Source organism: Alistipes sp. An116 (genome assembly GCF_002161005.1).
GTDB lineage: Bacteria > Bacteroidota > Bacteroidia > Bacteroidales > Rikenellaceae > Alistipes > Alistipes megaguti.
Genome location: NZ_NFLR01000014.1, coordinates 38,346 through 60,246, shown reverse-complemented (window position 1 = coordinate 60,246; position 21,901 = coordinate 38,346). Strand labels below are relative to the sequence as shown.

Here is a 21,901-nt window from a genome sequence, read left to right as displayed (position 1 = left end):
TGACGGTCGTACGGGATTCGGGTGCGGACCTCCGCACCCGAATCTTGTCCCCCGGGACCGAAAACGGACGAACGGATGAAACGACTTTTGATGTTGATAGGGGTGCTGGCGGCTTTGACGACGTCGGCGGCGCCGTTGCGCATCCACCTGATCGGCGACTCGACCTGTGCGACGAAGGATCTCGCCGGGGAGAATCCCGAACGGGGCTGGGGGCAGATGTTCGAGCCGCTCTTCGACGAGGGGGTCGAGGTGCTGAACCATGCGCTGAACGGCCGCTCGACCAAGTCGTTCCGCGATGAGGGACACTGGACCGAGGTGCTGTCCGATCTGCGCGAGGGGGACTACCTCTTCATCCAGTTCGGCCACAACGATCAGAAACTGAACGACTCGACCCGTTATGCCCTGCCCGAGGCGTATGCGGAGAATCTGCGGCGCTACATTCGCGAGGCGCGCGAACGGGGAGCCCGGCCGGTGGTGCTGACCTCGGTGGTGCGGCGCCACTTCACCGACGGACGGCTCGACGATACGCACGGCGCCTACCTCGATGCCGCACGCCGCACAGCGGCCGAAGAGCACACGCCGCTGATCGACGCCGAGCGGCTGACCCGCACGTGGATCGAGGGGCTGGGCGACGCGACTTCGCGGAACTTTTTCGTGTGGGTCGAGGCGGGCACCTGTCCGCGGTGGCCCGACGGTCGTGAGGACAATACGCATCTCAACGTCCGCGGGGCGCGGACCGTGGCGCGGCTGATTGCCGCACAGCTGCCCGCCACGCTTCCGGAGCTGGGCCGGCACCTTGTCGGGTCGGATTTTACGGTGGCCCGGGATGGTTCGGGGGACTTTTTCACCCTGACGGAGGCCGTGGCCGCCGTTCCGGACTTCGGCCGCGACACGACGCGTATCGTCGTCTGTGAAGGGGTCTATCGGGAGAAGATCTCCATTCCGGCCACCAAACGATTGGTGGCCCTTACGGGACGCGGCGCCGTGACGGTCTCGTGGGACGACCATGCCTCCGAAACGGGCCCGACGGGCCATCGGCTCGGGACGTCGGGCTCCTCGACCGTCTACTTTGGCGGTGAGGGGTGGACGGTGCGCCACATGACCTTCGAGAACACGGCCGGACGCGTCGGGCAGGCCGTGGCGGTGCAGTGCCTGGCCACGAACCTCCGCTTCATCGACTGCCGGTTCCTGGGCAATCAGGATACGCTCTACCTCTACGGCGTGGGTAACCGCGACGGCAAACGCGTGGCGGAGAATGCCCGCATCCGCTTCGAGGGGTGCTACATCGAGGGGACGACCGACTTCATCTTCGGCTCGGCGGCGGCGCTGTTCCGGCGGTGCGAGATCCGTTCGAAGGCCGACTCCTACGTGACGGCCGCCTCGACCTGCCGCGGGCAGCGTTGCGGGATGATCTTCGAGGAGTGCCGCCTGACGGCCGACGAGGGGGTGACCTCCTGCTGGCTGGGGCGTCCGTGGCGCGACTATGCGCAGACGCTCTTCCTCCGATGCTGGCTCGGCGGCCATATCCGCCCCGAAGGGTGGCACGACTGGGACAAACCCCGCGCCCGCCGTACGGTCCGCTACGGCGAGTATGCCTGCAAGGGGCCCGGTGCCGCCCCGAAGGCGCGCGTCGGATGGTCGCGGCAGCTCTCCGCACGCGAAGCCCGGCAGGCTATCGCCGATTTCGACCGCTGAGGTTGGAAAAGACCGGATTTTTTTGTACATTTAACTTCGGATTCGCGGGCAAAGTGACCCGTGAACCCTCTGAAACCGATATTCCCGACCGGGGCGACACCTCCCCGAAGGGGCTGACTACCGACCATGAAACGACTTCTTGTTACTCTGTTGCTGGCGGTTGCCGCTGCCATTCCGTCTCTTTTTGCGGCGGCGCCACCGCAGTGCCTTTTCCGTACCTACTCGACGCTTGACGGCATGACCCACGACCGCATCGCCGACATCTATACCGATTCGCGGGGCTTCGTATGGATCTGCACGTGGTACGGCGTGAGCCGTTTCGACGGTTATACGTTCAAAAACTTCAGCACCACGCCGGGCGACTTCTCGCCGCTGGCCCACCACCGCTTCATTTCGGTGAGCGAGGATGCGAACGGCCACCTCTGGTTCACGACCTACAACCTGCACGTCTACCGCCTGAACCGCTATACGGAGCAGTTCGAGGATGTGGTGTCGCTGATCGACGGCCTCGATTCGAACCACTACCGGACGCTCTTCTGCCGTCACGACCGGCGGGGCGGCACGTGGGTGGCCGTGGCCGGTGTCGGGGCGATCCGCTTCGAGGATGCGGCCGACGAGTCGCCGGTCCGCGTGACGGCCTTCCATACGTGCGACGAGCTGGGCGGCGACGTCACGGCACTCTATCTCGATGCCCGGGGCGGTGCGTGGCTGGCCTCCTCCGGGGGCGGGCTGCATTATCTCCCGGCCGATGCGGATACGCTGCGGCTCCTCTGCCAGTCCGAGGCTCCGGGATTCGACTTTGCGGCCGATTCGACGCACGTCTACTGCCTGATGCCCTCGGAGATTGTCCGCTGCGGGATCGACGGTACGGGGATCGAACGTCTCGGCGGCGGCAGTTCGCCGCTGACGGCCATCACGGCCGACACGGTGCGCCAGCGCATCTACGCCGGCAGCCGCACGGGTGAACTCTACCGCGTGGGCGGCGACCGTCTCGAGCGGCTCGATCCGAAGGGCCACCGCCCGCGACGGATCCGGGCCCTGGCCACCGATTCGCACGGTATCGTCTGGGTGACCACCCCCGAGACGGGCATCACGCGCTACAACCCCGCATCGGACGACTACAAACACTTCGAGCAGAAGCCCTATACGGTCTCCTACTACCTGGATACGATTCCGAAGATCGCCGAGAGCGGCGGCCGGCTGTGGATCAAGATGAACAATTGGGGCTTCGGCTACTACGACCGCAAGAACGACCGCATCGAACCCTTCTACAACGATCCGGAGCAGCCCGACTGCCGGATGACCAATGCCGTGGTGCGTTTCGACGTGCACGACAACGTGCTGTGGCTGTCGACCTACAACGAACGGGGGCTTCGCAAGGCGGTGCTGCTGCAGCAGCCGGCCGATGTGCTGACGCTCGACGCCAAGTCGTCGAATCCGTTGTCGGGGGAGATCCGCGCGCTGATGACCGACCGCCGGGGACGGATGTGGGTCGGGACGCGCGACGGCGAACTGACGGCCTTCGACGCCTCGAACCGCCCGGTCTACACGCTGCCGCAGCAGGGAGCCGGCACGGGCATGATCTATGCGCTCCGGGAGGATGCCGAAGGGCGTATCTGGGTGGGTACCAAGGGCGAAGGCCTCTACCGGCTGACGCCGAAGGGAACGGATGACTATGCGGTGACGCACTTCACCCACTCCGACGCGGAGGCCTATTCGCTGAGCGATGACCAGATCTACTGCGTCGAGACCGATACGCGGGGACGGATCTGGGTGGCCACCTACGGCGGCGGCATCAACCTGCTGGAGGATCCTGCCGGGAGCCGCTTCATCCACGCCGGGAACCAGCTGTCGCACTATCCGCTTGACGAGGCGGGGCGCGTGCGGTGGCTGCTGTGCGACGGTGCGGAGCGGATGTTCGCCGCGACGGTCGACGGACTGCTGCTTTTCGATCCGAGCCTGCCGCCGCGCGAGATGCGCTTCCGCCTGATGCAGAAGATCCCGGGCGACACCACCTCGCTGGGTAACAACGACATCATCCACATGTTGAAGGATTCGAAGGGGCGGATCTGGCTGGCGACCTTCGGCGGCGGACTGAACCTCATCACGGGTTACGACAGCGAGGGACTTCCGCACTTCCACTGCTACGACCGTTCGTACGGTCTGGCCAGCAACATCTGCATGGCGCTGACCGAGGACCGGCGGGGTGACATCTGGGTCTCGACCCACAACGCCGTCTCGCGCTTCGACCCCTCGCGCCACCTCTTCTCGAACTACTACGTCTACGACGAACACCGCAACGAGATCTTCAGCGAGGCCACGGCGCTCACCTCGCCGCTGGGCGACGTCTACTTCGCCGGCGGGCGTCAGCTCTACCGCTTCAGCCCCGGGGAGATGCTCTCCGGGAAGATCGACTACCGGCTGCGCTTCACGGGCTTCGACGTGCGCAACAAACCGGCGCGGGTCGGCAAGGACGCTCCGCTCGAAGTGGCCGTCCCGGAGGCCGGCCGGGTGGTTTTGCCCTACAACTTCTCGAATTTCCGCGTGGAGTTCGCCACGCTGAACTTCTCGATCCAGCACGAGGTGGGCTACATGTACCGCCTCGAGGGGTACGACCAGGACTGGAACATCTCGGGAACGATCAACCGCGCGTCGTACTCCAACGTGCCGATCGGCAAATACCGTTTCCATGTCAAGGCCTTCGTCGGCAACGCCGATACGGCCGACGAGGGGATCTCGATCGAGATCGAGGTGCTGCCTCCGCTGTGGCTGACGTGGTGGGCCAAGACGCTCTACGTGCTGGCGGTGCTGGCGGTGCTGGTCATCGCCTTCCGCATTGCCGCCTCCGTGATGCGGATCCGCCGCGAGGCGAGCGTCGAGCAGAACATGACGGATCTGAAGCTGCGCTTCTTCACGAACATCTCGCACGAGCTGCGCACGCCGCTGACGCTCATTCTGGGCGGCATCGAGGATGTGCGCAAGCACGACCAGCTCTCGCCGCGCGGCGAGACGAGCCTCACGCTGGCCCACCGCAACGCCAAACGCATGCTGACGCTGATCAACCAGCTGCTGGATTTCCGCAAGATCGTCAAGAACAAGATGGAGTTGAAGATCTCGCGCGTGGATCTGGTGCCGCTCGTGGAGGATGCGCTGGATGACTTCCGCGAGATGGCCTCCGAGCGGCGGATCGAGCTGCTGTTCACGGTCTCGAGCCGCTCGGTGCTGGTGTGGGTCGACCCGGAACGCATGGAGAGCGTCGTCTACAACCTGCTGTCCAACGCCATGAAGTTCACGCCCGACGGCGGTCGCATCGAGGTGATTCTCTCGCTGCGCGAGGCCGAGGAGCGGGTGCTGCTGACCGTGCGCGACACGGGCATCGGCATCCCGAAGGACAAACAGGAGCAGATCTTCGAACGCTTTGCGCAGGCATCGCGGGCCGTCGACCGATCGATGAAGGGGTCGGGCATCGGCCTGTCGCTGTGCCGCGACATCGTCGAACTGCACCACGGCGAGATCTCGGTGGAGAGCCGTCCGGGCGAAGGTGCGGCCTTCACCGTGCGGCTGCGGCTGGGCAACGCCCACTTCGGCATGGAGCAGATCGACTTCTCGCAGGCGGGCAGCGAGGCTGACGGCCACGGACACAGCCATCGCAACAATTACATGGTGAGCGACTACACGTCGGCCGACAGCCAGCGCCGCACGGACGTACGGCCGCCGAAGGATGCACAGAAGATCCTGCTCGTGGAGGACAACCGCGAGCTGCGGATCTTCATGTACAACAGCCTGATCGACACGTACCACGTCGTGGAGGCCGACGACGGCGTCGAGGCGCTCGAGAAGATCCGCAGCGAACAGCCCGACATCATCGTCACGGACCTGATGATGCCCCGCATGGACGGCATCGAACTGATCGACAAGGTGCGCCACGACTTCACGATGAGCCACCTGCCGATCATCATGCTCACGGCGCGCCACTCGCCCGACGACCGGGTGAAGGCCATGGAGTTCGGCGCCGACGGCTACATCACCAAGCCGTTCAGCATCGAGCTGCTGCTGGCACGCATCGACAACCTGCTCACGCAGCGGCGGACGCTGTTCGAACGCTTCTCGACGCAGTCGGCCCGCAACAAGGTGGTCGAGCTGGCGGTTGAGGATGTGGTCGTTACGGACCGCGACGAGGAGTTCCTGCGGGAGGTGATGTCGTGGCTCGGGGAGAACATCGAGAATTCCGAACTGACGATCGACCAGCTGGCCTCGCACCTGGGCGTGGGGCGCACGACGATGTACAACAAGCTGAAGAGCCTCACGGGCAAGTCGCCCGTCGAACTGATCAAGGAGTACCGCATCACCAAGGCCCAGATGCTGCTGCGCACGGGGCAGTTCTCCGTATCGGAGGTGGCCTACAAGGTGGGCTTCTCGGATCCGGGCTACTTCAGCCGCTGCTTCCGCGAACAGTACCACATGTCGCCGGCCGAGTTCCTCAAGACGAACCATTTGAAGCAGAATCAGGATAAAGAGACCAAAAAAGAGACCAGAAAATCATGAAACGACTGTTGATTGCCGTGGCTGTCCTGGGGATGGCCGCCTGCTCCTCGGGATCGGGAGCGCTGTACGATTCGCCGGTGTCGCTGGCCGTCCGGATGGCCGAGAGCGAGATTGCGCGCAACCCTTCGCCCGCGATGCTCGACGGCATTCCGGCCGGCAAGGTGAAGTGGAACTATACGACGGGGCTCGAACTGCTGGCCATCCGCGATGCGGGCGAGGCGTGGAACCGTCCGGACTTCATCGCCTATGCCGACCGCTACTACGACACGATCGTGCAGGCCGACGGCAGCGTGCTGACCTACAGCCGTGCGAAGTACAATCTCGACCACATCTGCCCGGGCCGTGCGCTGTTCAGCCTCTACAACCGCACCGGAGAGCAGCGTTACGCGCAGGTGCTCGACACGCTCTACGCCCAGCTGCGCGCGCAGCCGCGCAATTTCGACGGCGGCTTCTGGCACAAGGCGGTCTATCCGCACCAGATGTGGCTCGACGGCCTCTACATGGCCGAACCCTTCTATGCCGAGTATGCGATGACGCACCTGACCGGTGCGGCGCTCGACGATGCCGTGGCCGACATCGTGAACCAGTTCGTCACGGTGGGCAAGCACACGTGGGACCCCGCGACGGGGCTCTACCGCCACGCCTACGACGATTCGCGCGAGATGTTCTGGTGCGATTCGATTTCGGGGCAGTCGGCCCACGCCTGGTGCCGGGCCATGGGGTGGTATGCCATGGCGATCGTCGAGACGATGCAGTATCTGGGTAAGAACGATGCCACGCGTCCGATGCAGGCCATCCTGGAGCGGATCTACGATGTGCTGCCGAAGTATGCCGACCCCCGGACGGGGATGTGGTACCAGGTGCTGGACCAGCCGGGGCGCGAGGGCAACTACCTCGAGTCGACCGGATCGGTGATGTTCGTCTATGCGCAGCTGAAGGCCGTGCGTTTGGGCTACCTGCCCGAGGAGATGCGCGAGGAAGCGCTGCACCGCTACGAACAGTTCGTCGACCGCTTCATCCGTGAGAATGCCGACGGCACGATCTCGATGACGGACTGCTGTGCGGTGGCCGGACTGGGCGGCAAGCAGCGGCGCAGCGGCACGTTCGAATACTACATCTCGGAGCCGGTCATCGAGAACGACTGCAAGGGCGTGGGACCCTTCATCTGGGCCTCGCTCGAGTACGACCGTGCCAAGGGGCGGCTGTAGCTCCGGACCGGAGGTGTGAGGGGTGGTTGTGAGGTCGGATCTCTGGCGAAAATCCTTTGTGGAATCCCGTCACCGAATACGGAAAATCCTCCCTGTGGGGAGGATTTTTTGTTCGGAGAGGTGCTTCCGGGTCCATTTGGAGGCCGATCGGGACTATTTGATAAAATCTCCATGAGAAGTGATAAATTTTACCATTTGAATCTGGGTATGGATTCTATTTTTGTATAGGGAAAAGCGGGTAATTCCATAAAAAAATTAAAAAAGAATAGGAACCTAATTATTAACCAAAACCTTTTTTATGAAAAACTTTACGCTAAAGTTTGCCCTGACGCTCCTGCTGGGACTGGGGATGGCTGCCGCGGCCATGGCCCAGAAGATCGGAGGAGTGGTCAAGGATTCGGCAGGCAATCCGGTAATCGGAGCCTCGGTGGTCGTAGAAGGCACGACTTTGGGAGCAAGTTCGGGAGTCGACGGTTCGTGGACCCTGCAGGTCCCCGACGCGTCGAAGAAGACACTGGTGGTCTCCTATATAGGAATGAAGACGCAGCGCGTGGCCATCGGCACGAAAACGCAGATCGACGTGACGCTCGAGGTCGAGTCGACGGCGCTGGACGATGTGGTGGTCGTGGGTTATGCGGCCGTCAAGCGTCGTGACGTGGTCGGATCGGTGGCCTCGGTGAGCGCCGACGCACTGACGCAGATGCCGGTCAACTCGGTGACCGAGGCGCTGTCGGGCCGCATGGCCGGTGTGACGGTGACGTCTACCGAAGGTGATCCCGATGCGGAGATCAAGATCCGCGTGCGCGGCGGCGGTTCGATCACACAGGACAATTCGCCGCTCTACATCGTCGATGGCTTCCCGGTGGAGAGCATCTCGGACATCCCGGCTTCGGAGATCGCCTCGATCGACGTGCTGAAGGATGCCTTCTCGACGGCCATCTACGGTGCGCGAGGCGCCAACGGCGTTGTGATCGTGACGACCAAGAGCGGTGAATCGGGCCGCATCACGGTCAACTACAACGCCTACTACGGCATCAAGAAGTTTGCCAACCAGGATGCGCTGACGCCGATGACGCCCTACGAGTTCGTGCAGTACCAGTACGAGGCGGCCATGGTGGAGGGCAAGCTTGCCACCAACTACGAGCCCTATTTCGGCGGATTTGCCGACATGGACCTCTACAAGAACCTGCAGGGCATCGACTGGCTCGACCAGACCTTCGGCCGTACGGGTACGACCTTCAACCACAACCTTTCGATCTCGGGCGGCGGCGACAAGTTCAAGTGGACGGCCGGCTATGCCCACATCGACGAGCGGGCCATCATGGTGGGGTCGACCTTCAAGCGCAACAACCTCAACTTCAAGGCCAGCTACAAGCCGACGAAGAAGGTTTCGTTCGACTTTTCGATCCGTTATTCGGATACGAACGTGCGCGGAGCGGGTTCGAACTCCTACAACGATTCGGGTTCGACGTCGGGCAACGGCCGTGTGAAGCACGCCATCCAGTACCGACCGTTCCCCTTCACGACGGCCGTGTCGGGTGACGAAGATGAGACGTCGGCCGGCGACAACGTCAACCCGCTGATCGCCACGGCCGACAACGACAGCCGCTACGAGCGCAAGAACTGGAACGGCAATGCGGCCTTCCAGTGGGAGATCGTCGACAATCTGAAGCTGCGCGTCGAGGCGGGTCTGGATACCTACGACCAGACGAAGGACCGCTTCTACGGCATGACGACCTATCTGATCTACAACTCGAACCGTCCGGGTCCCGCCACGCAGTATACCGACTATACGCGCAACAAGATCCGCAGCACCAATACGCTGAGCTACGATTTCAAGAACGTGATCGGCAACAAGGACCACTCGCTCAACCTGCTGCTGGGTCAGGAGTACATCGTGACGCGTTCGAACACGCTGACGGCCTGGGCCTATGATTTCCCGGAGTTTTACGACTCGATGATGGCCTGGCAGATGATGAGCTCGGCCACGGGAACGCGTTCGGTGAACAACTTCTACGATCCGGACGACCGTCTCTTCTCGTTCTTCGGTCGTCTGAACTACGACTACAAGGGCAAGTACATGCTCTCGGCGACGATGCGGGCCGACGGTTCGTCGAAGTTCGCCAAGGGCAACCAGTGGGGCTATTTCCCGTCGGCGGCCGTGTCGTGGCGTCTGTCGGGCGAGGAGTGGATGAAGGACATCACCTGGATCGACAACCTGAAGCTGCGTTACAGCTACGGTACGGCCGGTAACAACAACATCCCCTCGGGCCTGATGCTGCAGGAGTATGCCGGAAACGACAATGCCAGCAACTGGTATCTGTACGACAACTGGTGGGGCGTGGCCAAGGACGACGACGCCAAGATCGTCATGGCCAATCCCGATCTGACGTGGGAGACGACCTACTCGCACAACCTGGGTCTGGACTTCAGCTTCCTGCGCGGCCGGATCAACGGTTCGGTGGACGTCTACCAGAACAACACGAAGGACCTGCTGATCAAATACCCGTTGACGGGCAGCGGCTACGAGTATCAGTACCGCAACCTGGGCGAGACGCGCAACCGCGGAGTCGAGCTTGCTGCGACGTTCGTGCTGTTGGAGAAGCCGGACTACGGTCTGACCTTCACGGCCAACGCCAGCTACAACGAGAATACGGTGATGGATCTGGGCGGTCTGGACTTCCTCGACGGTCTGCAGTCGGGCTGGGTATCGGCCAATGAGGTCGGTACGGACTACCGCGTGACGGTAGGCAGCGCCCTGGGCCAGATGTACGGCTACGTTTCGGACGGCCGCTACGAGGTCGACGACTTCAACTACGTCGACGGCAAGTGGGTGCTCAAGGAGGGTGTCGTGGACTGCTCGGCCGTGATCGGTACGACCTATCTGCGTCCGGGAGCCATGAAGCTCAGGAATGTCGACGGCAGCGCGGACAACAAGGTGACGACGGCCGACCGTACGATCATCGGCAATGCACAGCCCAAGTGGACCGGAGGTTTCTCGCTGACGGGCTATGCCTACGGCTTCGACTTTGCAGCCAACTTCAACTGGGTCTACGGCAACCAGATCTACAATGCCAACAAGATCGAGTTCACCACGGAGCGCGGTACGAATAACAAATTCCGCAACCTGATCGACATGATGGCCACGCAGAACCGCTGGACGAACATCGACTGGTCGACGGGCGAGCTGATCACCGATCCGACGCAGCTGGCCGAGGCGAATGCCGGGACGACGATGTGGTCGCCGCTGATGTCGACGGCCGTCTTCTCGGACTGGGCCGTCGAGGACGGGTCGTTCCTGCGTCTGTCGTCCGTGACGCTGGGCTACACGCTTCCCGATCGGTGGATGCAGAAACTGCACATCAAGAAGTTCCGCCTCTACGTGACGGGCGCCAATCTCTTCTGCTGGACGGGGTATTCGGGCTACGATCCCGAGGTGGATACCCGCCGTGCCACGCCGCTGACTCCGGGAGTCGACTATTCGGCCTACCCGCGCAGCCGTTCGGTTGTCTTCGGTGCGAATCTGACCTTCTAAAGACCTTCAAAAGCAAATTTTCCAAACGAGTATGAAAACACTGATCAAATATATGTTCGTATTGTCGGGAGCGGGTGCACTGACGGCCTGCGCCGACCTGTTGGAGACGGAGACCAAATCGTCGTTCGATACCGAGACCGTCTTCTCGAACTACGAGTTGGCCGAAGGTTGCAACTTCGGTATCACGCAGGCCTTGCTGGAGAAGGCGAACCACCGCGGACGTTACCATCCCTACGTGGGTCTGAACTCCGACATCGAGTGGGCCAACAACTGGAGTAACGATACCGAGAAGGTGAACAACGACAACCGTCAGGCCATCTACGGCTACAACCTGCTGCCGACCAACGGCGAGATGAACACTTCGGGCTCGAGTGCCGACGCCTATTCGCCCTACTATACGGCCATCGAGCGGGCGAACCTCAACATCAAGAACCTGCGCCAGTACGGCGACGTGGCCAACAACCCCGACATGGCCTACCTGCTGGGTGAGGCGCTGACGCTGCGTGCGGTGATGTACTACGACCTGATCCGTGCGTGGGGCGACGTTCCCTTCCGTACGGAGCCCATCAGCGACGACATCTACATTCCGAAGACGAGCCGCGACGTGATCTTCAAGCAGATCCTGGGCGACCTGCAGGAGGCGTGGGACTACCTGCCGTGGCCGGGTCAGGGCCATGCCACGACGACCGACCGTGTAAGCCGGGCCTTTGCCAAGGGACTCTACGCGCGTCTGGCGCTGATGGCTTCGGGCTATGCGCTTCGTCCGGCCGACGGAGCCGTCGGAACGGGTGATCCGGGTTCGATCCGCCTCTCGTCGGATCCCGAACTGCAGAAGGAGGTCCTCTACCCGAAGGCGCTGGCCGCCTGCGTGGATGTGATCCGCAACAGCGGCATGTCGCTCTATCCGAACTACGAGCAGCTGTGGCGCGACCTGAACAACTTCGACCGCACGTCGGCCGGTACGGGCCGCGAGGTGCTGTGGATCTTCCCCTACGGCAACAACCGCGGACGCTGGAACTACTCGTTCGCCATTCCGCACCCGGGTACGGACCAGTATCTCGGAGCATCGGCCGGAACGTCGAGCCGTGGCGGCAATGTCGGTCCGGTACCCACCTTCTGGTTCGAGTATGAGAAGCAGGATACGCGCCGCGACGTGAGCTGCGTGAACTTCGAGTGGGAGTACGTCTCGGGGTCGACCGCCGCGCCGCAGCTGGCCGGCATCGACCAGTGGTTCTTCGGCAAGTACCGCTACGAGTGGATGGAGAACTATCCCTACAGCGGCGGTAACGACGACGGCTTCAAACCGCCCTACATGCGTCTTTCGGACGTCTATCTGATGGCGGCCGAGTGTGCGATCCACGAGTCGTGCTCGGATGTCGACGGCGGCGGTCTGAACAACGCGAAGAATTACCTGCTGGAGGTCCGCAAGCGTGCCTATGCCGGCAACGAGCAGATGGCCCAGGTGTATGTCAATGCGATCGGCTCGGCCGACGCGATGTTCGAAGCCCTTGTCAAGGAGCGTGCGCTGGAGTTCGTGGGCGAGATGCTGCGCAAGACGGACCTGATCCGCTGGAACCTGCTCAAGACGAAGATGGACGAGACGAAGCAGAAGATCAGCGACCTGAACAACTGGTCGGGTGATTTCAGCTACCTCTCGCAGGGTGACGGCTATATCTACTACAAGGTGGACGGCACGAAGCTGGAGATGTACGGCCTGCTGCCCGACGAGCAGACGGCGCCGACCGACAACACGTGGATTCCCTACACCGATTCGAAGGGTGCCGTAGCGCGCTACATGCCGTGTGCCTCGAAGACCGACAGTCCGAAGTTTACGCAGGCGGAGATCGACCGCCTCTACGACCGGGATCCCAATACGCGTCAGTACTGGCCCATCTTCCAGAGTGTGGTCGACAACTCGCAGGGTCAGATCCGCAACGACTACGGATATTAACAGGTTGACCGCATCAAAACAGAACAAACGATTATGAAAAGCATATTTCGCAAATGGATGTCCGGCCTGCTGCTGATCGCCACGGCAGGACTGGGCGGCTGTTCGGACGATCCGGACGGCATTAATGACGAACTGGTGCTCGATCGGGCGCTGATGCCGTTGAATGTCATGGGATCGGTCCTGACGACGGGCAACCAGATCCGTCTGACGTGGGATGTCCGCACGACGGACACCTACGAGGTAGTGGTCTATTCGGACGAGGGGCTGACGCAGAAGGTCACGACGCGGAGTGATATCCAGCCGACGGATCTTCCGGTGACGCTCGATCTGGAGGTCGAGAAGGAATACTACGCAACAGTCCAGGCCTTCAGTTCGAACGAGCGCACGGCGCCGTCAAAGGTGGCCATCGTGGGCCCGATGACGACCTACGCCATCATGTCGCCGCTGAATCCGGTGGTTACGGCGCGCACCTCCGAGTCGGTGACGCTGACGTGGGATCAGGACGACTTCGTGTCGCACCTGCTGGCTACGCCGGTAGCCGCGACGGCCGAGGAGCCTGTCCGGCTGGATCTGTCGGAGGATCAGATCGCACAGGCCGAGGCGACGATCTCGGGGCTGAAACCCTCGACGGAGTACTTCATTACGGTTTGCTACAACAGTGCGGTTCGCGGCGGTCAGGATGTCTGGACGCGTCCCGATACGGAGGGCGCCTCCGAGGCTGCAACGGCCGAGGAGCTGCTGCGTCTGGTAACCGACGGCGCCACCCGGATCCTGCTGACCAACACGGAAACCCCCTACGACGTGACGCCTCCGAGCGAGCCGGCCGGTTCGACCAATGCCCTGAGCACGGCGCTCACGCAGGATCTGGCCATCTACGGTCAGACCTCCACCGAGGGTAAGAAGCCGACCGTAATCGGCCTTGCCGCCAAACTGGGAGTCGGCACGGCGGCCTATTCGTTCCACCTGGAGGATCTCGTGCTCAACGGCAACGGCGGCGGATCGGTTGTTGCGATCGAGTCGGCCAATGTCAAGATCGAGAACCTGACGGTCAAGAACTGCGAGGTATATAACTACACGAAGGGTGTGATTGCCGAGACGCTCGATCAGGCGGACAACGGCATCGATGTCCAGAAGATGACCTTCGACGGACTCTACATGCACGACATTGCGGGAGACGGCGGTGATGCGATCGACTTCCGGTTCGGTACCTACCATGAGGTTTCGGTTGTCAATTCGACGTTCTACAACGGCGGCCGCGGCTTCCTCTTCATGCAGCGCGGTACGATCCCGGGCAAGGTGACCGTCAGCAACAACACGATTTCGAACTTCTCGCTGGCGACCAACCGCAAGGGTCTGATCTGCCTGCGTGCCACGGGGCTGACCACGGAGAACTTCACGGTTTCGAACAACCTGATTCTGAATGAATATCTGGCCTCCAAGGATTTCTCGTTCATTTCGAACTATTCGGATGCCGTCGTTCCGACCCTGTCGGCAAACTACTTCTTCAACTACTACGACAATGCGGATAAGAAGGAGGGCTTCTTCTATGCGTCGAATCTGGACCTGACTCCGGAGTTGATCCTGGTCAACGGCAGCAAGGTGCTTTCGGAGGATCCGTGCGAGGCTTCGGAGCGGGGCAAGTTCTATCTGGTGAACGGCGAGATCGCGTCGGTACGCGTGGGAGACCCGCGCTGGTGGAATGCCGTGGCGCCGGTCATCCCGGAGCAGACGGAGCTCAACGCCATCACCGAGGCTACGGTCTGGAACTTCGCCGATCCGGAGACCTTCGAGGCACAGACGATCGACCGCAACCGGATTCTGGGCAACCTGCAGTTCCTGGTCAACGACGCGGAGGCTCCGATGGCCATTACGGGGAACGGAACGATTTCGTTCTCGGCCGCCTCGACCTTCTCGCCCGTGGACGAGCCGACGAACAATGCGCTGGCCTTCAAGGTGAGCGTACCGGGGTCGGTGCTCATCACGCCGTCGGATGCCGGCTACAACAAACACATGGAGCTGATCGTCAACGGTTCGCGCTATGCGCTTCCGGCCGACGGTTCGCAGAGCAAGTTCGGCTTCGGCGACATCCAGGGCGAGACGATGATCTACATCTGCAGCTGCTCGCCTGTTGAGCTCGAGGCGCTGGAGTGGTCGCTCGAGGTGGTATCGGGCGGCGAGCCGAAGGTGCTCGAGACGCCGGTCTTCACGACCACGGAACTTCCTTCGCTGGATCAGGGCACGTCGCAGGCCGTGACCGTCAGCTGGAACGCCGTACCGAATGCCGCCGCCTATGAGGTGACCTTCAACGGCAAGACGCAGACCGTAGAGACGCCGACGTATGAGATTTCGGCCTCGACGGTAGCGGCTCTGAAGGCGGGCAACTATACGGTGACGGTGGTAGCCAAGGCGGCCGAGGGCTCGCTTAACTGGACGGATTCTCAGGCAGCCAGCCTGCCGTTGAAGATCAACGAGGTACTGACGACCATCCTGACCAACCATACCTGGGACTTCTCCGATGCCGAGGTCTTCCCGGCCGGTGATATCAAGGAGACGACCGTTTATGGCAACCTGCAGTTCCTGGTTACCGATCCGGCCAAACCGATGACCATCGAACATTCGGTCGGCAGCTCCGGTGAACCGGTGAACCGGATCAAGTTCAACGGCAAGAGTACGCTTTCGGGCGTGACGCCGTCGGCCCGTGCCCTGGCTCTGCGCGTGAACGGCAACGGTACGCTGACGCTGAAGGCCATTTCGAGCAGCGGTTCAGATCCCGATCGAGAGGTAGGCGTGAGTGCCAACGGCAAGGAGTATCTGAAGGAGGCCTGCCCGACGTCGTCGTCCGGCGAGCCCAAGACGGTGACCTTTACGGATCTGACGGGCGAGACGATGATCTACATCTACTGCTACAATACGATCAACATCTACGCGCTTTCGTGGGAGCCGGATCCCTCGACGGTACCCTCCACGAAGGAGTATACGATGACCCTTACGGGTACGGCCGGCGTGCTGTCGACAAATATCTCGGGGCTGCCGACGAGCTGGAAGGAGGAGGATTCGACCTGGACGGCCACCGACGATTCGGGCGCCTCGACGATCACCTTCACGGGCAACGTCTATTACAGCACCGATGCCGCGAAGAACATTGTCTGGTACTTCAACAAGGGCAAGGCCGAGACGCACGTGGCCGGTTCGGGCATGGGCAAGATCAAGTCGATCACGGTTTATCCTAATTCGACGCGCGATCCGGCGATGCTGAAGTGTACATACGACGGAACGACGCTGGCCGCCGTTGAGCCTGCCGGCGAGAAGTCGGAGACGATCACGTTCGATTTCGCTGCGGCGGGAGTGGCGACCGACAACTTCCGCATCGACTACACCGACAAATCGACCAACGTCGAGGTAGGCAAGGTGGTGATTGTTTACGAGAAATAGCCGATCCCTGCCGGGAGAACGGGGCGTGGAGCAATCCACGCCCTTTTTTGTGCCCCGGCGGGCCGAAAGGGGTCTGCGGCACCGGTTTTGAAGGCAGTATTATGAAATTCGGATTAGAATTTGTATCTTTGCTCGATATTTTGCAAGCAATGGCAGAGAACGAAAAAGAGATACTGGAAAACCTCGGAGAACAGGAATACAAGTACGGCTTTACCTCGGCGATCGAGACCGAAACCATCGGCAAGGGGCTCTCGGAAGAGGTCGTGCGGCTGATCTCCGCCAAGAAGGGCGAACCGGAGTGGATGACCGAGCGCCGTGTGGCGGCCTACCGCCACTGGCTGACGCTGGAGCCCCCGACGTGGGCACATCTCAGGATCCCGGAGATCGACTTTCAGGATATCATCTACTACGCGGCGCCGAAGGCCCGCAAGAAGCTGGGTTCGATGGACGAAGTCGACCCCGAATTGAAACGCACGTTCGACAAGCTGGGCATTCCGCTCGAGGAGCAGATGGCGCTGTCGGGGGTGGCCGTCGATGCGGTGATGGACTCCGTGTCGGTGAAGACCACCTTCAAGGAGACACTGGCCGAGAAGGGGATCATCTTCTGCTCGATTTCGGAGGCACTGCGCGACCACCCCGATCTGGTGCGGAAGTACCTCGGAAGCGTCGTCCCCTACACGGACAACTTCTACGCCGCGCTGAACGCCGCGGTCTTCTCCGACGGCTCGTTCTGCTACATCCCGAAGGGGGTGCGGTGCCCGATGGAGCTGTCGACCTACTTCCGCATCAATGCCGCCGGGACGGGGCAGTTCGAGCGGACGCTGATCGTGGCCGACGAGGGTGCCTACGTGAGCTACCTCGAAGGGTGCACGGCGCCGCAGCGTGACGAAAACCAGCTGCATGCCGCCGTGGTGGAGATCGTCGTCGAGCGCGACGCCGAGGTGAAGTACTCGACCGTGCAGAACTGGTACCCGGGCGACCGGGAGGGGCGCGGCGGCGTCTACAACTTCGTGACCAAGCGCGGTCTGTGCCGCGAGAACGCACGACTGTCGTGGACGCAGGTCGAAACGGGTTCGGCCATCACGTGGAAATATCCGAGCTGCATTCTGGCCGGTGACAACTCGGTCGGGGAGTTCTATTCGGTGGCGATGACCAACAACTGCCAGCAGGCCGATACCGGCACGAAGATGATCCACATCGGCCGCAACACGCGGAGCCGGATCGTCTCGAAGGGCATCTCGGCCGGACAGAGCGAGAACTCCTACCGCGGGCTGGTGCGCGTGGCCAGGGGGGCGGAGCATGCGCGGAACTACTCGCAGTGCGATTCGTTGCTGATCGGTGACCGGTGCGGTGCCCACACCTTCCCGGTGATCGACAGCCGCAACCGCACGGCGGTGGTCGAACACGAGGCCACGACGTCGAAGATTTCGGACGACCAGCTTTTCTACTGCAACCAGCGCGGGCTGTCGACCGAGGATGCCGTGGGACTGATCGTCAACGGCTACGCGCGGGAGGTGCTGGCGAAGCTGCCGATGGAGTTTGCCGTCGAGGCGCAGAAACTGCTGGCCCTGCAGCTGGAGGGCACGGTGGGATAAACGATCGGGTAGATGAAAGTCGTTGTTTTGAACGGAAGCCCGCGCCGCAGCGGACTGGTGTCGCGGATGCTCGACGAGGTGATTGCCGGAATGCCCGAAGGGGTTGAGGTGGAGCGCCTCTTCGTTCACGATCTGACCGTCAGACCGTGCTGCGGATGTATGAAATGCCGGTCGTTGCACCGGTGTGTGCTGGCCGAGGACGATGCGCACCGCGTGGCGGAGGCCCTTCGCGGGGCAGATGCGCTGGTGGTAGGATCGCCCTGCTACTGGGGCGGCATGAGCGGCGAGTTGAAGGTGCTGTTCGATCGAATGGTTTATGCGCTGATGGAGGACCGGGAGGGAGGATTGCCCGTTCCGTTGCACAAGGGGAAACGGGCGGTGATGGTGGCCACATGCAATACGGCCTGGCCGTTCAGCGTGTGGTTCCACCAGACGAGCGGGGTTTTCCGCTCGCTGCGGGAGATTTTCCGCTGGAGCGGCTTCCGGGTTGTCGGGACGCTGGGCAAGGGCGGCTGCCGGAAGCATCCGGAGCTGACGGCCCGGGAGGTTTCGAAATGCCGGAGACTGGGCGGAAAGTTCTGCCGGGCGTAGGAACCCGAGAAGCGACAAGGCGAAGTCCGGCGGCCGAGACGGATTTGAATCCGCGGCCGCAGGGCGCGGGAAACAGCCGCCGGGTGCGGGAAACGGCCGCAGGGTGCGGGAAACGACCGCCGGAAAAGAGATAACAAACGAAATTTAGAGAATAGATACAGAATATGCTAAGCGTAAAAAATCTACACGCGACGGTTGATGGCAAGGAGATCCTGCGGGGCATTAACCTCGAGGTGAAGGCCGGTGAGGTGCACGCCATCATGGGCCCGAACGGTTCGGGCAAGTCGACGCTGGCCTCGGTGCTGGCCGGCAACGAGAAGTTTACGGTCACCGAGGGCTCCGTGGAGTTTCTGGGTCACGACCTGCTCGCGATGTCGATCGAGGATCGGGCGCGGCTGGGGTTGTTCCTCGGCTTCCAGTATCCGGTGGAGATCCCCGGGGTGACGATGGCCAACTTCATGAAGATGGCCGTCAACGAGCAGCGCAAGTACCGCGGTGAGGAGCCGCTGTCGGCCGCGGAGTTCCTGCACCTGATGAAGGAGAAGAGCGCCGTGGTCGAGCTGTCGTCGAAACTCACGTCGCGGGCCGTGAACGAGGGTTTCTCGGGCGGTGAGAAGAAGAAGAACGAGATCTTCCAGATGGCGATGCTCGATCCGAAGCTGGCCATCCTGGACGAGACCGACTCGGGACTGGATATCGACGCGCTGCGGATCGTAGCCACGGGCGTTACGAAGCTCCATACGGCGGAGAACGCCACGGTGGTCATCACGCACTACCAGCGGCTGCTGGATTACATTGTGCCCGACGTGGTGCACGTGCTCTACAAGGGGCGGATCATCTATACGGGAGACAAGACGCTGGCGCTGAAACTCGAACGGGAGGGCTACGACTGGCTGATCAACCAATACGACAAGTGATGGAGCGGATTCTGGAGATTATCGGCGAGTTGCGCAAGGCGGGTCCGGAGCTTTTCCGGGTCGAGACGCCGGTACCGCAGGCCTATGCGGCGGCGGATCCCGACCACCTGCGGGTGGAGCTCACGGCCGGGGCTGCGGCGCAACTGGTGGTGCTCCATACGAAGGCGGGCGTTGCGCGGCTTGACGTCGAACTGGCCGAAGGGGCGCAACTGGACCTGACGGAGATTTTTCTGGGAGAGACTTTTGCTGAAATAGCCCTTCGGCAGGGAGAGCGGAGCTGCTGCCGCGTGACGACGGTCGAACTGTCGAGCGCCAACGCCTCGTACCGCATCGACCTGAACGGCCGCGGAGCCTCGAACGAGCTCAACGGCGTCTTCCTCGCTACGGAGAAGGAGCATTGCGTGGTACGGCTCCACACGGCGCACAACGTCCCCGACTGCACGAGCGTCTCGTGCATCAAGGGAGTGGCCGATGACGAGGCGGTGGGCGAGTTCTCGGGACTGGTCTACGTGGCGCCCGACGCCCAGCGGACGGATGCGCGGCAGCAGAGCCGCAACGTGCTGCTGAGCGAGAAGGCCCGTATCGAGACGATGCCGCAGCTGGAGATCTATGCCGACGACGTGAAGTGTTCGCACGGTGCGACGGTCGGGCAGATGGATTCGGAAGCGATCCTCTACATGCGGCAGCGCGGCCTGAGCGAAGCGCAGGCCCGGGCCCTTCAGATCGAGGGCTTCGTGGGAGACATCGTGCGTCGGTGCGGTGTCGAGCCGCTGGGTGAGGCACTCATGCGGCTGGCCGCTGCGAAGCTGGAGCGGTAGCGGGCCTCCGGAGAGGAGGGGTCGGCCCGGCAAAGAAAAGAATAACGAAGCGAACAAGCAGACAAGTGACATGGGGACAAAGGAGAGATTCGATGTCGAAAAGATACGCGGGGAGTTTCCGATCCTTGGGGAGAAGGTCTACGGCAAGCCGTTGATCTACCTCGACAGCGGCGCTACGGCCCAGAAGCCGCAGCAGGTGCTGGAGCGGATCGACTGGCTCAACCGCCACCTGAATGCCAACATCCATCGGGGCGTTCATCTGCTTTCGGAGCAGGCCACGGAGCTCTACGAAGAGGCGCGTCGGCGCATTGCCGACTTCATCGGTGCGGCCGAGAAGGAGGAGGTGGTCTTTACGGCCGGCGCCACGGCGTCGCTCAATACGGTGGCCTACGCCTGGGGCGATACGTTCGTCGGGGCGGGGGACAACATCGTGGTGAGCGAGATGGAGCACCATTCGAATCTGGTGCCGTGGCAGCTGGTGGCCCAGCGGCGGGGTGCCGAGTTGCGGATGCTCCCGATCGACGACCGGGGGGCGCTGCGCACGGATCTGCTCCCGACGCTCATCGACGAGCGCACGCGCGTGGTGGCCGTTACGCAGGCATCGAATACGCTGGGCACGCGGCCCGACCTGCGGCCCGTCATCGAGGCGGCCCACGCCGTGGGTGCCGTTGCGGTGGTCGACGGCTGTCAGGGGGTGGTCCACGGCGGCGTCGACGTACGGGCGCTGGATTGCGACTTTTACGCCTTTTCGGGCCACAAACTCTACGGCCCGACGGGCATCGGCGTCCTGTACGGCAAACGGGAACTGCTCGAACGGATGCCGCCCTTCTTCGGCGGAGGTGACATGGTCGACCGGGTGACCTTTGCCCGTACGACCTACGCTCCGGTTCCGCTGAAGTTCGAGGCCGGCACGGCCAATTTCATCGGGGCCATCGGGCTGGGCGAGGCCATCCGGTTCCTTTCGCGGTTCGACGCCGCGGAGATCGAGGCCCACGAGACGATGCTGCGGCAGCGGGCCGAGGAGCGCCTTTCGGCCATCCCGGGGCTGCGCATCTACGGAGAGACGGCGGACAAATGCGGCATCGTGTCGTTCAACATCGAGGGGGCCCACCATTACGACGTGGGGATGATCCTCGACAAACTGGGTATCGCCGTCCGGACGGGGCACCACTGTGCCGAACCGGTCATGGACCACTTCGGCATCACGGGCATGTGCCGCGTGTCGCTGGCGCTGTACAATACGGCGTCGGAGATCGACGCATTGGCCGCCGGCGTCGAGCGTGCCGTCCGCATGCTGCGCAACTGACCCTCCGACGGGGACGGCCGGGAGGAGACAAGTGACCCGGCGGGGCAAGCTGGAGTTCCGGCCGGGAGGAGACAGGAGATCCGCCGGGTGGGGACAAGAGGCCCGGCGGGGGCAGGCAAGAGTCCCGACCGGAGAGGGCAGAACCGGGGCCCGGACCAAAGGGACCCGGACCAAAGGAACCCGACAAGGGGGCCCGGACAAAGGGACCCTGGATAGAGGGACCCGGACAAAAGGGCCCGGATAAAAGGGGGCCGGAACGGAAAGGTCCCGATGGGGGAGACCCGACGGCAAGGGATCTGACCCCGGAA

Annotated in this window: 11 protein-coding genes; all 11 read left to right on the top strand. The window is 62.5% G+C overall.

Annotated elements, in window-relative coordinates:
* Nucleotides 1–75: 75 nt before the first annotated feature.
* On the top strand, nt 76–1,695 hold the full coding sequence (locus B5E60_RS09970; protein WP_087311349.1) for a pectinesterase family protein: 1,620 nt from the start codon (nt 76–78) through the stop codon (nt 1,693–1,695).
* A 126-nt stretch (nt 1,696–1,821) separates the two neighbouring features.
* Nucleotides 1,822–6,240 (top strand): hybrid sensor histidine kinase/response regulator transcription factor, encoded by a 4,419-nt coding sequence (locus B5E60_RS09965; protein WP_087311348.1) that lies wholly within the window; start codon nt 1,822–1,824, stop codon nt 6,238–6,240.
* Nucleotides 6,237–7,448 carry a glycoside hydrolase family 88/105 protein gene (locus tag B5E60_RS09960; protein ID WP_087311347.1) on the top strand — a complete coding sequence of 404 codons (1,212 nt, stop codon included), beginning with the start codon at nt 6,237–6,239 and terminating at the stop codon, nt 7,446–7,448. Before B5E60_RS09965 ends, B5E60_RS09960 begins: the two co-directional genes overlap by 4 nt.
* Before the next feature lie 298 nt (nt 7,449–7,746).
* Nucleotides 7,747–10,983 (top strand): SusC/RagA family TonB-linked outer membrane protein, encoded by a 3,237-nt coding sequence (locus B5E60_RS09955; protein ID WP_087311346.1) that lies wholly within the window; start codon nt 7,747–7,749, stop codon nt 10,981–10,983.
* Nucleotides 10,984–11,014: 31 nt separating this feature from the next.
* Entirely contained in the window at nt 11,015–12,934 is a 1,920-nt protein-coding gene (locus B5E60_RS09950) for a RagB/SusD family nutrient uptake outer membrane protein (protein ID WP_087311345.1), read from the top strand.
* A gap of 33 nt (nt 12,935–12,967) precedes the next feature.
* Entirely contained in the window at nt 12,968–16,366 is a 3,399-nt protein-coding gene (locus B5E60_RS09945) for a DUF4957 domain-containing protein (protein ID WP_087311344.1), read from the top strand.
* A 149-nt stretch (nt 16,367–16,515) separates the two neighbouring features.
* The gene (sufB, locus tag B5E60_RS09940) at nt 16,516–17,961 is read left to right on the top strand and encodes a Fe-S cluster assembly protein SufB (protein WP_087311343.1); all 1,446 of its coding nucleotides are present in this window, start codon (nt 16,516–16,518) and stop codon (nt 17,959–17,961) included.
* Between the two features lie 12 nt (nt 17,962–17,973).
* Complete coding sequence (locus B5E60_RS09935; protein WP_087311342.1) at nt 17,974–18,552, top strand: flavodoxin family protein; 579 nt, start codon at nt 17,974–17,976, stop codon at nt 18,550–18,552.
* Between the two features lie 164 nt (nt 18,553–18,716).
* Nucleotides 18,717–19,469 carry a Fe-S cluster assembly ATPase SufC gene (sufC, locus tag B5E60_RS09930; RefSeq protein WP_087311341.1) on the top strand — a complete coding sequence of 251 codons (753 nt, stop codon included), beginning with the start codon at nt 18,717–18,719 and terminating at the stop codon, nt 19,467–19,469.
* A complete protein-coding gene (locus B5E60_RS09925; protein WP_087311340.1) occupies nt 19,469–20,287 on the top strand; it encodes a SufD family Fe-S cluster assembly protein in 819 nt (272 codons plus the stop codon). Before sufC ends, B5E60_RS09925 begins: the two co-directional genes overlap by 1 nt.
* 70 nt (nt 20,288–20,357) lie before the next feature.
* Nucleotides 20,358–21,593 (top strand): aminotransferase class V-fold PLP-dependent enzyme, encoded by a 1,236-nt coding sequence (locus B5E60_RS09920; RefSeq protein WP_087311339.1) that lies wholly within the window; start codon nt 20,358–20,360, stop codon nt 21,591–21,593.
* Nucleotides 21,594–21,901: the final 308 nt, after the last annotated feature.

Excerpts from the sequence above, each read along its gene's own strand:
- sufB (WP_087311343.1), top strand. The coding sequence starts at position 16,516 with ATGGCAGAGAACGAAAAAGAGATACTGGAAAACCTCGGAGAACAGGAA.
- B5E60_RS09925 (WP_087311340.1), top strand. The coding sequence starts at position 19,469 with ATGGAGCGGATTCTGGAGATTATCGGCGAGTTGCGCAAGGCGGGTCCG.
- B5E60_RS09950 (WP_087311345.1), top strand. The coding sequence starts at position 11,015 with ATGAAAACACTGATCAAATATATGTTCGTATTGTCGGGAGCGGGTGCA.
- B5E60_RS09935 (WP_087311342.1), top strand. The coding sequence starts at position 17,974 with ATGAAAGTCGTTGTTTTGAACGGAAGCCCGCGCCGCAGCGGACTGGTG.
- B5E60_RS09955 (WP_087311346.1), top strand. The coding sequence starts at position 7,747 with ATGAAAAACTTTACGCTAAAGTTTGCCCTGACGCTCCTGCTGGGACTG.
- sufC (WP_087311341.1), top strand. The coding sequence starts at position 18,717 with ATGCTAAGCGTAAAAAATCTACACGCGACGGTTGATGGCAAGGAGATC.
- B5E60_RS09965 (WP_087311348.1), top strand. The coding sequence starts at position 1,822 with ATGAAACGACTTCTTGTTACTCTGTTGCTGGCGGTTGCCGCTGCCATT.
- B5E60_RS09945 (WP_087311344.1), top strand. The coding sequence starts at position 12,968 with ATGAAAAGCATATTTCGCAAATGGATGTCCGGCCTGCTGCTGATCGCC.
- B5E60_RS09970 (WP_087311349.1), top strand. The coding sequence starts at position 76 with ATGAAACGACTTTTGATGTTGATAGGGGTGCTGGCGGCTTTGACGACG.
- B5E60_RS09920 (WP_087311339.1), top strand. The coding sequence starts at position 20,358 with ATGGGGACAAAGGAGAGATTCGATGTCGAAAAGATACGCGGGGAGTTT.
- B5E60_RS09960 (WP_087311347.1), top strand. The coding sequence starts at position 6,237 with ATGAAACGACTGTTGATTGCCGTGGCTGTCCTGGGGATGGCCGCCTGC.